Origin of the sequence: Streptomyces sp. TLI_053, from assembly GCF_900105395.1 — a bacterium.
In the GTDB taxonomy this organism is placed as follows: Bacteria; Actinomycetota; Actinomycetes; order Streptomycetales; family Streptomycetaceae; genus Kitasatospora.
Genome location: NZ_LT629775.1, coordinates 4,380,635 through 4,392,524 on the forward strand (window position 1 = coordinate 4,380,635; position 11,890 = coordinate 4,392,524).

Consider the following 11,890-nt stretch of genomic DNA (forward strand, 5'->3'; position numbering starts at 1 on the left):
GTTCAGCTCCCTTCGGAATGGTCGGCCCCGTTGAGGGCGTCCTGCAGTTGCTTCGGGGCGCGGCTGCGCCGGCGCGGGACCGGCGGGAGCTGCTGGCCGGGCAGCGGGGGCACCGGGTAGCCACCGGCCATCGGGTCGAACTCCCCGTGCGGTGCCTCGGACCCGGGCTCCGGCTTGCGCTTCAGGACGTCCCGCAGCAGACCGAGCAGCAGCAGCGCGCCGACCGGGGCGCCGACGTACAGCACCACCTCGCCGAAGCCGTAGCCCTCGTTGCGCAGGGCCCGGACGCTCGCCACCATGACCAGCCAGGCCAGCGAGACCGGGATCAGCACCTTCCAGCCGAGCTTCATGAACTGGTCGTAGCGGAACCGAGGAAGGGTGCCGCGCAGCCAGATGAAGAAGAACAGCAGCAGCTGGATCTTGAGCGTGATCCAGAGCAGCGGCCACCAGCCGTGGTTGGCGCCCTCCCAGAACGTGGAGACCGGCCACGGGGCCCGCCACCCGCCCAGGAACAGGGTGGAGGCGACCGCCGAGACGGTGACCATGTTGACGTACTCGGCCAGCATGAACATCGCGAACTTCAGCGAGGAGTACTCGGTGTTGAAGCCGCCGACGAGCTCGCCCTCGGCCTCCGGGAGGTCGAACGGCGCGCGGTTGGTCTCACCGACCATCGCGACGATGTAGACGATGAACGACACCGGCAGCAGTACCGCGAACCAGGTCGGCTGCTGCGAGGAGACGATCTCCGAGGTGGACATCGAGCCGGAGTAGATGAAGACCGCCGCGAAGGACAGGCCCATCGCGATCTCGTAGCTGATCATCTGGGCCGAGGAGCGGATCCCGCCGAGCAGCGGGTAGGTCGAGCCGGAGGACCAGCCCGCCAGCACGATGCCGTAGATGCCGACCGAGGCGGTGGCCAGGATGTAGAGCAGCGCCACCGGGAAGTCGGTCAGCTGCATCGGCGTCCGGGTGCCGAAGATCGAGATCTCGTCGCCGGCCGGGCCGAAGGGGATCACCGCGAAGGCCATGAACGCCGGGATGGCGCAGACGATCGGGGCCAGGATGTAGACCGCCTTGTCGGCGCCCTTGACCACCAGGTCTTCCTTGAGCGCCAGCTTCACGCCGTCGGCGAGCGACTGCAGCAGTCCCCACGGGCCGTGCCGGTTGGGCCCGATGCGCAGCTGCATCCAGGCCACCACCTTGCGCTCCCAGACGATCGCCACGAGGACCGTGCCGACCAGGAAGCCGAAGCAGAACACCGCCTTCAGCAGGACCAGCCACCACGGATCCCGGCCGAAGAAGCCGAGCGTCTCGTTCGCGGCGAGCTCGGCCAGCGCGGCCGGGCCGTGTCCGGCGAGCGGGTGCGGGTTCGGAGTCACTTCTCCTCCTCCTCGGGCCCGGCCGTCCCGGCCGGCGCGGTGGCCTCGGCGGCGGCGATGGTGACCAGGTGGCCGACGGTGGTGCCGAGCGTCCGGTGGGCGCCGCCCGGGGTGGAGTTGAGCGGGATCCAGACCGTGCGGTCCGGCATCTCCTTGCTGATCTCCAGCGGCAGCGTGAGCGAGCCGGCCGGGCCGGTCAGCCGCAGCGCCGGCGCGGTCGCGGCACCGATCTCCGCCGCGGTCGTCGGCGAGATCCGGGCGACCGCGGGGTGCCGGGTGCCGGCCAGGTGCGGGTCGCCCTGCTGGAGCGAGCCCCGGTCGAGCAGCAGCCGCCAGCCGGCCAGGACCGCCTGGCCGGTGGCCGGGCGGGGCAGCAGACCGGGGTGGGCGGCTGGCGCGGCCGGACGGTCGCCCGTCCAGGGCAGGAACCGGTCCAGCTCCTGCCGGGCGGCGCGGACGTCGGGCAGACCCAGCCGGTGGCCCAGGGCGTCCGCGAGCATGTTCAGCACCCGCAGGTCCGGGTGCAGGTGACGGCCCATCTGCTGGTCCGGCTTGAGCGCGGCCTCGAACATCCGCACCCGGCCCTCCCAGTCCAGGAAGGTGCCGGCCTTCTCGGCGACCGCGGCCACCGGCAGCACCACGTCGGCGTGGGCCGTGACCGCGGACGGGCGCAGCTCCAGCGAGAGCACGAACGGGACGGCGGCCAGCGCCGCCTCGGCCAGCGCCGGGTCCGGCAGGTCCTCCGGGTCGACGCCGCCGATCAGGAGCGCGCCGAGTTCACCGCCGAGGGCCGCGGAAAGGATGTCCTCGGTGTCCCGGCCGGGCCGGGCCGGGAGTTCGGCCACGCCCCAGGCCGCGGCGGCCTCGGCCCGGGCGGCCGGGATGTTGACCGGACGGCCGCCGGGCAGCAGGCCGGGCAGGACGCCCGCCTCGACCGCTCCGCGCTCGCCGGCCCGCCGGGGGATCCAGGCCGGCCGGGCACCGGTGGCGTGGGCAAGCCGCAGCACGGCCGACAGCGCGCCGGGGGCGGTGGCCGCCCGCTCGCCGACCAGGATCACCGCTCCGGGGGTGCGGAGCAGTTCGGCGGCGCGGCCGGCGTCGTCGGTGAGCGGCTCGCCGTCGGCGAGCGCGGCCAGCCACTCGGCCTCGGTGCCCGGGGCGGCCGGCAGCAGCGACCCGTGCAGCTTGGCCAGGCCCCGGGAGGCGTGCGCGGCGATCGAGAAGACCGCGAGACCGCTGCTGCGGTTGGCCTTGCGCAGCCGCAGGAAGACGATCGGCGATTCCTCCTCGGGCTCCAGCGCCACCAGCAGGACCGCCGGGGCGGCCTCCAGTGCCTCGTAGTCGAGGGGGGCGCTGCCGCCGATGTCCACGCCCTGCCCCGCGACCTCGGCGGCCAGGAACTCCGCCTCCTCGCCGCTGTGCGGGCGGGCCCGGAAGTCCACGTCGTTGGTGTCGAGCACGACCCGGGCGAACTTGGCGTACGCGTAGGCGTCCTCGACCGTGACCCGGCCGCCGGTGAGCACGCCGGTGCGGGCCTCGCGCAGCCCCTCGGCCGCCCGGGCCAGCGCCTCCGGCCAGGAGGCGGCGACGAGTTCGCCGTCCCGCCGGACCAGCGGGGTGGTGATCCGGTCCCGCTGCTGGGCGTAGCGGAAGGCGAACCGGCCCTTGTCGCAGTTCCACTCCTCGTTGACCGCCGGGTCCTCGCCGGCCAGTCGGCGCAGCACCTTGCCGCGGCGGTGGTCGGTGCGCTGGGCGCAGCCGGCGGAGCAGTGCTCGCAGACGCTCGGTGAGGAGGTCAGGTCGAACGGGCGGGAGCGGAAACGATAAGCCGCCGAGGTGAGGGCGCCGACCGGGCAGATCTGGATGGTGTTGCCGGAGAAGTACGACTCGAAGTCGTCGCCCTCTCCGGTGCCGACCTGCTGGAGGGCCCCGCGCTCGACCAGGTCGATGAACGGGTCTCCGGCGATCTGCTGGGAGAACCGGGTGCAGCGGGCGCAGAGCACGCAGCGCTCGCGGTCCAGCAGCACCTGGCTGCTGATCGGCACCGGCTTCTCGTAGGTGCGCTTCATGCCCTCGAAGCGGGAGTCGGTGTCACCGGTGGACATCGCCTGGTTCTGCAGCGGGCACTCGCCGCCCTTGTCGCAGACCGGGCAGTCCAGCGGGTGGTTGATCAGCAGCAGCTCCATCACACCGCGCTGGGCCTTCTCGGCGACCGGCGAGCTGAGGTGGGTGCGCACCACCATGCCCTCGGCGACCGGAATGGTGCAGGAGGCGACCGGCTTGCGCTGGCCCTCGATCTCGACGATGCACTGCCGGCAGGCGCCGGCCGGGTCGAGCAGCGGGTGGTCGCAGAAGCGCGGGATCTGGGTGCCGATCTGCTCGGCGGCCCTGATCACCAGGGTCCCCTTGGGGACCTGCACTTCGACGCCGTCGATGGTGAGCGTGACCAGCTCTACCGCGGCCTTGTCGCCCGTGGAGGTGGATGGCTCTGTGATCGTCACGCGTGCACCTCCCTTTCGGTGGCGGACTGGTGGCCGGGGCGGGGGCCGTCGGCCCAGACGGTGGAGGCGGCCGGGTCGAACGGGCAGCGACGCTCGGCGAGGTGCTGCTCGTACTCGGCCCGGAAGTACTGGAGCGAGGAGACGATCGGGCTGGCCGCGCCGTCGCCCAGGGCGCAGAAGGACTTGCCGTTGATGTTGTCGGCGATGTCGAGGAGCTTCTCCAGGTCGCCCTCGACGCCCTGGCCGGCCTCGATCCGCTTGAGCAGCTGGACCAGCCAGTAGGTGCCCTCGCGGCAGGGGGTGCACTTGCCGCAGGACTCGTGGGCGTAGAACTCGGTCCAGCGGGTGACGGCGCGGACCACGCAGGTCGTCTCGTCGAAGATCTGCAGGGCCTTGGTGCCGAGCATCGAGCCGGCCGCGCCGACGCCCTCGTAGTCCAGCGGGACATCGAGGTGCTCGGCGGTGAACATCGGGGTGGAGGAGCCGCCCGGGGTCCAGAACTTGAGCTGGTGGCCGGCCCGGATGCCGCCGCTGATGTCGAGCAGCTGGCGCAGGGTGATGCCGAGCGGGGCCTCGTACTGGCCGGGGTTGGTGACGTGGCCGGAGAGCGAGTAGAGCGTGAAGCCGGGGGACTTCTCGGTGCCCAGGCCCTTGAACCACTCCTTGCCGCGGGCCAGGATCGGCGGCACCGAGGCGATCGACTCGACGTTGTTCACCACGGTCGGGCAGGCGTAGAGGCCCGCGATGGCCGGGAACGGCGGGCGCAGCCTGGGCTGGCCCCGGCGTCCCTCCAGCGAGTCCAGCAGCGCCGTCTCCTCGCCGCAGATGTAGGCGCCGGCGCCGGCATGGACGGTGATGTCGAGGTCGAGTCCGGAACCGAGGATGTTCCGGCCGAGCAGCCCGGCCTGGTAGGCCTCGGCGACGGCGGCCTGGAGCCGGCGCAGCACCGGGACGACCTCGCCGCGCAGGTAGATGAAGGCGTGGTCGCAGCGGATCGCGTAGGACGCGATGATCATGCCCTCGATCAGCGAGTGCGGGTTGGCGAACAGCAGCGGGATGTCCTTGCAGGTACCCGGCTCGGACTCGTCCGCGTTGACCACCAGGTAGTGCGGCTTGCCGTCGTTCTGCGGGATGAACTGCCACTTCAGACCGGTGGGGAAGCCGGCGCCGCCGCGACCGCGCAGACCGGAGTCCTTGACCAGGGCGATCACGTCGTCCGGGGGCATCGCGAGGGCGGCCTCGAGGCCCTCGTAGCCGGCGTGGCGGCGGTAGGTGGCGAGCGTCCAGGGGCGGTTGTCGTCCCAGAACGCCGACAGCACGGGAGTGAGCAGCTTCTCGGCCGGCTCGGCGGAGGTCATCACGCTTCCGTCCCTTCCTGGCCGGTGCCCTCGGCGGACCCGCCCTCGTGGCGCGCGCCCTCGTGGCGGGGGGAGACGACGCGGGTGCCGCCGGTGCCGGGCAGTGCCTCGCCGCGGGCCAGCCGCAGACCGGCCAGCGAGGCAGCGCCGCCGGCGCCCGACTCGTCGACGGCGCCGGGGCGCTCGTCGGGGAAGCCGGCCAGGATCCGCGCGGAGTCCTTGAAGGAGCAGAGCCGGGCGCCCCGGGTGGGGACGGCCTCGCGGCCCGCGCGCAGGTCGTCGACCAGCAGCTTGGCGCTCTCCGGCGTCTGGTTGTCGAAGAACTCCCAGTTGACCATCACCACCGGCGCGTAGTCGCAGGCGGCGTTGCACTCGATGTGCTCGATCGAGATCCGGCCGTCCTCGGTGGTCTCGTTGTTCGCGATCCCGAGGTGCTCCTGGAGCTCGGCGAAGATCTGGTCGCCGCCGAGCACCGCGCACAGGGTGTTGGTGCAGACCCCGACGTGGTACTCGCCCGCGGGCCGGCGCCGGTACATGGTGTAGAACGTGGCGACGGCGGTGACCTCGGCGGTGGTGAGCTCCAGTTGCTCCGCGCAGAACCGGATGCCGGTCGGGCTGACGAAGCCCTCCTCGGCCTGCACCAGGTGCAGCAGCGGCAGCAGCGCGGACCGGGCCACCGGGTAGCGGCCGATCAGCTCGGCGGCGTCGGCGGCCAGCCGGGCGTGCACCTCCTCGGGGTACGGCCTGGCCGGCAGCGCCGGCATCCCCAGTTGGACGTCTGTCACCGGTCCACGCCTCCCATCACCGGGTCGATCCCGGCCACCGAGACGATGACGTCGGCCACCTGGCCGCCCTCGCACATCGCCGCCATCGTCTGCAGATTGGTGAACGACGGGTCCCGGAAGTGGACCCGGTAAGGGCGGGTCCCGCCGTCGCTGACCACGTGCACGCCCAGCTCGCCCTTGGGCGACTCGACCGCCGCGTAGGCCTGGCCGACCGGGACCCGGAAGCCCTCCGTGACCAGCTTGAAGTGGTGGATCAGGGCCTCCATCGAGGTGCCCATGATCTTCCGGATGTGGTCCAGGGAGTTGCCCATGCCGTCCGGGCCGACCGCGAGTTGGGCCGGCCAGGCGATCTTCTTGTCCGCCACCATGACCGGACCGGGGCGCAGCCGGTCCAGGCACTGCTCGACGATCCGCAGCGACTGCTTCATCTCCTCCAGCCGGATCAGGAAGCGGCCGTAGGAGTCGGCGCCGTCCGCGACCGCGACCTCGAAGTCGTAGTTCTCGTAGCCGCAGTACGGGTCGGTCTTGCGCAGGTCGTGCGGCAGGCCGGTGGCGCGCAGGATCGGACCGGTGGCACCGAGGGCGAGGCAGCCGGGCAGGTCGAGGAAGCCCACGTCGACCAGGCGGGCCTTGAACACCGGGTTGCCGGTCGCGAGTTTGTCGTACTCGTGCATCCGGGAGCGGATGGTCTTCACGGCCTCGCGGATCTGGTCGACCGCGCCGGGCGGGAGGTCCTGGGCGAGGCCGCCCGGGCGGACGTAGGCGTGGTTCATCCGCAGGCCGGTGACCAGCTCGAAGACGTCCAGGATCAGCTCGCGGTCGCGGAAGCCGTAGATCATCAGGGTGGTGGAGCCGATCTCCATACCGCCGGTGGCCAGGCAGACCAGGTGGGACGAGATCCGGTTGAGCTCCATCATCAGCACCCGGATGACATCGGCCCGTTCCGGGATGTCGTCCGTGATGCCGAGCAGCTTCTCGACCGCCAGGCAGTAGGCGGTCTCGTTGAACAGCGGGGTCAGGTAGTCCATGCGGGTCACGAAGGTGGTGCCCTGGACCCAGCTGCGGAACTCCATGTTCTTCTCGATGCCGGTGTGGAGGTAGCCGATGCCGCAGCGGGCCTCGGTCACCGTCTCGCCGTCGATCTCCAGGATCAGCCGGAGCACCCCGTGGGTGGAGGGGTGCTGGGGGCCCATGTTGACGATGATGCGCTCGTCGTCGGCCCGGGCGACGGCGTCGACCACCTCGCCCCAGTCGCCGCCGGTGACCGTGAAGACGCGGCCCTCGGTGGTTTCCCGGGCGCCCGCCTCGGCCGCGCCGCCCTGGTTCGTCTCCTCGTAGTGCTGGGTGCTCATCAGCTGTACGACCTCCGCTGGTCGGGCGCCGGGATCTGGGCGCCCTTGTACTCGACGGGGATGCCGCCGAGCGGGTAGTCCTTGCGCTGCGGGTGTCCCAGCCAGTCGTCCGGCATCATGATCCGGGTGAGGGCCGGGTGCCCCTCGAAGACCAGGCCGAAGAAGTCGTAGGCCTCGCGCTCGTGCCAGTCGTTGGTGGGATAGACGCTCACCACGGACGGGATGCGCGGATCCGCGTCCGGCGCGGTGACCTCCAGCCGGATCAGCCGGCCGTGGGTGATCGAGCGCAGGTGGTAGACCGCGTGCAGTTCGCGGCCCTTGTCGCCCGGGTAGTGCACGCCGCTCACGCCGAGGCAGAGCTCGAACCGCAGCGCCGGATCGTCGCGCAGGGTGCGCGCGGTGCGGAGGAGGTGCTCGCGGGCGATCCGGAAGGTGAGCTCGGCGCGGTCGACGACGGTCTTCTCGATCACCTCGGCCGGGTCGAGGCCCTGTTCCTCCAGGGCGCCCTCCAACTCGTCGGCGACCTCGTCGAACCAGCCGCCGTACGGGCGCTCGGTGGCTCCCGGCAGGACGACCGGGGCGACCAGGCCGCCGAAGCCGGAGGTGTCGCCGCTGCCCTGGGCACCGAACATGCCCTGCCGACGGCCGACCACCTCGACCGGGATCTCGCGGTGCGGCTGCTCGCGGCGGGTCTCGGGTACCTGGTCGTTCATCGCAGCAGCCCCCGCATCTCGCTCACCGGGGTGGCCTGCAGCGCGAGCGCCTCGCCCAGCTCCTCGGCACGGCGCTTGTTCACGCCGAGCGGCTCGTGCTGGATCTTGTCGTGCAGCTTCAGGATCGCGTCCATCAGCATCTCCGGACGCGGCGGGCAGCCGGGCAGGTAGATGTCCACCGGGACGATGTGGTCGACGCCCTGCACGATCGCGTAGTTGTTGAACATCCCGCCCGAGGAGGCGCAGACGCCCATCGAGATGACCCACTTCGGGTTGGCCATCTGGTCGTAGACCTGGCGCAGCACCGGGGCCATCTTCTGGCTCACCCGGCCCGCCACGATCATAAGATCGGCCTGCCGGGGCGAGCCCCGGAACACCTCCATGCCGAAGCGCGCCAGGTCGTAGCGGCCCGCACCGGTGGTCATCATCTCGATCGCGCAGCAGGCCAGCCCGAAGGTGGCCGGGAAGAGCGACGCCTTGCGTACCCAGCCGGCCGCTGTCTCCACGGTCGTGAGCAGAAAGCCGCTCGGCAGCTTCTCCTCGATTCCCATCAGATCCCTCTCAATGCCCTCAAGTCCTGTGGTTCGCCCACCCGTTCGGGCCTGTCCGCTCGTTCGGGCCTGTCCGTCCGCCCGGGCCTGCGCCCGCTCGGGCTTGTCCGCCCGTTCACAAGGTCCGACGGAGGCCCGGTCTCCGGCCCCTCCCCCGACTCAGTCCCACTCCAGGCCGCCGCGACGCCAGACGTAGGCGTACGCGACGAAGACAGTGGCGATGAACAGGAGCATCTCGACCAGTCCGAAGATCCCCAGGGCGTCGAAACTCACCGCCCACGGATAGAGAAAGACGATCTCGATGTCGAAGACGATGAAGAGCATCGCCGTCAGGTAGTACTTGATCGGGAACCGACCGCCGCCCACGGGCTGCGGGGTCGGCTCGATGCCGCACTCGTACGCCTCCAACTTGGCCCGGTTGTACCGCTTGGGCCCGGTCAGTGAGGCCATCACGACGGAGCCGACCGCGAACGCCGCCGCGATGGCACCGAGTACGAGGATCGGCGCGTAGGCATTCATAGCCCCCGCTCCCTCCGTCCAGTCGTCCTTGACTGCAGATCGGAACCGTCGGGTCACACTGCGGTGAACCCGGCGTTCCAGTTCCCGGGATCCACCCCATGTGAGGCAGTTCACAAAGCCTGGAACGAGCGCATCCTATGCCCGTCGGCTTGTGATCTGCGACACGCAGTTCAAGACGATCTTTGTGATCTCCGCCACCTTGTGAATCGTGATGAAGGTGAGCATGACGAGAGTTGTCAACGCAAAGAAGTCAAATGGTCACAAGCAGTCGCATTTATCTGCGAAGCGGCTGGTCAGGGGTGTAGTCCTATATCAACTTCGTCTAGCGGAAGGCAAATTTCCGGGCGTCATGTTGACGTGTTATAGCGGCTCACCCTCAGGGGTGGCGGTACCGCGAACGCCCGCTTGACCCTTCGTTCACAAGCACGCCGAGCGCAGGCCGGAGCGTCTCCCGGCAACGGGCCGGGGCGCCTCTCGGCGGTGAGTAGGGGGTACGCCCCGGCGGTGGACCACGGTGCCTCGGTCCGGCCGTGGGTAGGGTCGACTGCCAGGGGTGGGGCGGGGTACGTCCGGGCAGTACCCCGCCGGGTCGGAGCGGCTCAGGCTCCGCTCTCCCAGGCCCATGCGGCGATGCCGACCCGATTGCGCGCGCCGAGCTTCCGTTGGACCGAGGCCAGGTGGTTCTTCACCGTGCCGGCGCTGATGAACAGTTGCTCCGCGATCTCGCCATTGGTGGCACCGTCCGCGACGAGCCGCGCGATCTCCTTCTCACGTGCGGTGAGTTCCTCGACCGGGCCGATCCGCTCGCTCTCCGCGATCCGCCCGCCCAGGGGTCGCCGCTGCCCCTGACCGGCGGCACCGCCGGTGGCGCTGCCTCCGGTGAGTCCTCCGGTGCTTCCTCCGAACCCGGGCCCGCCACCGCTACCGCTACCGCCGCCGGAGAGTTGGCGGAGCAGGCGGACGGTGATCTGCGGGCTGATCAACGCGTCCCCCGCCACGGCGGACCGGACCGCCTCCGCGAGCAGCGCGGGCCCCGATCGCTTGAGCAGAAAGCCCGCCGCCCCGGCGCGAAGCGCCTCGTGCACGTACTCGTCCAGATCGAAGGTGGTCACCACGACCACCCGGAACTCCCCGCCCAGCCGCCGGGTCAGCTCCAGGCCGTCCAGCCTCGGCATCCGGATATCGGCGAGGATCACGTCCGGACGCAGCCGCTCGGCCAGGGCGACGGCCACTTCGCCGTCCGCGGCCGCGTCGACCACCTCGATGTCGGGCTGCGCGTCGAGAATGATCCGGTACGCGCTGCGGATCGCCTCGTCGTCGTCGGCAAGGAGCACCCGGATGCTCATCGGCCGATCCTCCTTCCGTTCCCCGGCAGGGCGTCTGTGCCGCGCCTGCCGCTCCCGTTCCGCCTGTCGATTCCGCCGTCACGGTGGTCCCGCTCCCGCCTCGAAGCGGTGCGGGTCTCCCTTAACCCCGGGGCCGCTAACCGATCTTCAAGGGCATGGTGACCACCACCTGCCAACCGTTGCCCTCGCGGCCGGCGCTCAGCGTGCCCCCCAGCGCCTCCACCCGGGCGGACAGGCCTGCCAGTCCACTGCCGCCCCCGCCCCGCCTCGACCCGGACGGCGATACGGCCCCACCACCGTCGTCCCGGACCCGTACTGTCAACCGCCGCCCCTCGCTCCGCACCCGGACGTCGACCACGCGGGCGGCGGGAGCATGCCGCCGCACATTGGTCAGGGCCTCGACCACGATCCGGTACGCGGTGGCCGCCACCTCCCGGGGGACCGTCGGTTCCTCGGCCGGAGCGTCCAGTCGCGCCACCACATCACCCGAGCCTGTGAACCGCGCGGTGAGCTCGGCCAGTTCGGCCAGGCCGGGCTGCGGGGCACGCTCCGGGCCGTCCCCGTCCTCACTGCGGAGCAGGTGGACCGTCCGGTCGAGCGAGGCCAGGGCCTGCAACCCGGCCTGCTCTATCCGCTCGAACAGAGCCGCTGCCCGAACCGGGTCGAAGGCCGCCAGTACTGTGCCCGCCTGCGCCTGGGCGACCATGCCGCTGACGTCGTGAGCGACGAAGTCGTGCAGATCGTGAGCGAGTTCGAGTCGCTGGGCACGCCTGGCCGCGGCCACCGAGCGCCGTCGCCCCTCGTCCAGACCGCGCAGGTAGAGCCCGATCAGGACGGGCGGCAGCGTGAGGGCCGAACCGAAGCCGAAGAGGGTCAGCGCACCCACCGCGCCGGCCGCGTCCTGGAAACGGGACGGCCAGAGCGCGACCGCGCCGCCGATCGTCCAGACCGCGACGGCTCCGCGCCGACCACCTTCGGCTCGCAGCGTCAGGACCACCAGTGCCAGCAGGGAGGCGAGTTCGAGCATGCCGACCAGACCCGTCCAGCGCTCGGACTCGGCCCAGCGGCCGGCCGCCCAGGCACCGAACGTGGCCCCGATCGACACCACGGCGGCTGCCAGGCACACCGTCGCGATCCCGAACCGGGAACGAAGGAACCACCCGCAGAGAATCGCAGCCGGGGCTGCCAACGCCAGCATCTGACTCATCATCGCCTCCTTCCTGCGAGCAGCCTACGGATCGTCGGAGGTCCCCGCCTCTGCCGATCGGCACATATCCGCACCTGATTCGAGCAGTCGAAACAGCCCGATCGGCACTGACGGCGGGCCCGGTCGGACGGCCAGTCTTGATCCCGTCGGACCGGCCACGAGGGCCGGCCGGGAAGGAG

Annotated in this window: 10 protein-coding genes; all 10 read right to left on the minus strand. The window is 71.2% G+C overall.

Features of this window, described 5'->3' with window-relative positions; all coding sequences use genetic code 11:
* Positions 1 to 2: 2 nt before the first annotated feature.
* Positions 3 to 1,379, minus strand: coding sequence for an NADH-quinone oxidoreductase subunit NuoH (gene nuoH / locus BLU95_RS17500; RefSeq protein ID WP_093860847.1), 1,377 nt, complete (start codon positions 1,377 to 1,379; stop codon positions 3 to 5).
* On the minus strand, positions 1,376 to 3,880 hold the full coding sequence (locus tag BLU95_RS17505) for an NADH-quinone oxidoreductase subunit G (protein WP_093860848.1): 2,505 nt from the start codon (positions 3,878 to 3,880) through the stop codon (positions 1,376 to 1,378). Before BLU95_RS17505 ends, nuoH begins: the two co-directional genes overlap by 4 nt.
* Positions 3,877 to 5,238: an NADH-quinone oxidoreductase subunit NuoF gene (gene nuoF / locus BLU95_RS17510; RefSeq protein WP_093860849.1), complete on the minus strand. Its 1,362-nt coding sequence runs from the start codon at positions 5,236 to 5,238 to the stop codon at positions 3,877 to 3,879. Before nuoF ends, BLU95_RS17505 begins: the two co-directional genes overlap by 4 nt.
* Positions 5,238 to 6,002, minus strand: coding sequence for an NADH-quinone oxidoreductase subunit NuoE (gene nuoE / locus BLU95_RS17515; protein ID WP_093860850.1), 765 nt, complete (start codon positions 6,000 to 6,002; stop codon positions 5,238 to 5,240). The genes nuoF and nuoE overlap by 1 nt, the downstream gene beginning before the upstream one ends.
* Before the next feature lie 17 nt (positions 6,003 to 6,019).
* Positions 6,020 to 7,375, minus strand: a complete 1,356-nt coding sequence (locus BLU95_RS17520; RefSeq protein WP_093860851.1) for an NADH-quinone oxidoreductase subunit D — start codon at positions 7,373 to 7,375, stop codon at positions 6,020 to 6,022.
* The gene (locus BLU95_RS17525; protein ID WP_093860852.1) at positions 7,375 to 8,088 is read right to left on the minus strand and encodes an NADH-quinone oxidoreductase subunit C; all 714 of its coding nucleotides are present in this window, start codon (positions 8,086 to 8,088) and stop codon (positions 7,375 to 7,377) included. Before BLU95_RS17525 ends, BLU95_RS17520 begins: the two co-directional genes overlap by 1 nt.
* The gene (locus BLU95_RS17530) at positions 8,085 to 8,639 is read right to left on the minus strand and encodes a NuoB/complex I 20 kDa subunit family protein (RefSeq protein WP_030300882.1); all 555 of its coding nucleotides are present in this window, start codon (positions 8,637 to 8,639) and stop codon (positions 8,085 to 8,087) included. The genes BLU95_RS17525 and BLU95_RS17530 overlap by 4 nt, the downstream gene beginning before the upstream one ends.
* Positions 8,640 to 8,798: 159 nt before the next feature.
* On the minus strand, positions 8,799 to 9,158 hold the full coding sequence (locus BLU95_RS17535; RefSeq protein ID WP_014137597.1) for an NADH-quinone oxidoreductase subunit A: 360 nt from the start codon (positions 9,156 to 9,158) through the stop codon (positions 8,799 to 8,801).
* A gap of 599 nt (positions 9,159 to 9,757) precedes the next feature.
* Positions 9,758 to 10,504 carry a response regulator gene (locus BLU95_RS17540; RefSeq protein WP_093860853.1) on the minus strand — a complete coding sequence of 249 codons (747 nt, stop codon included), beginning with the start codon at positions 10,502 to 10,504 and terminating at the stop codon, positions 9,758 to 9,760.
* A 136-nt stretch (positions 10,505 to 10,640) separates the two neighbouring features.
* Entirely contained in the window at positions 10,641 to 11,630 is a 990-nt protein-coding gene (locus tag BLU95_RS17545; RefSeq protein WP_159424913.1) for a sensor histidine kinase, read from the minus strand.
* Positions 11,631 to 11,890 lie beyond the last annotated feature (260 nt).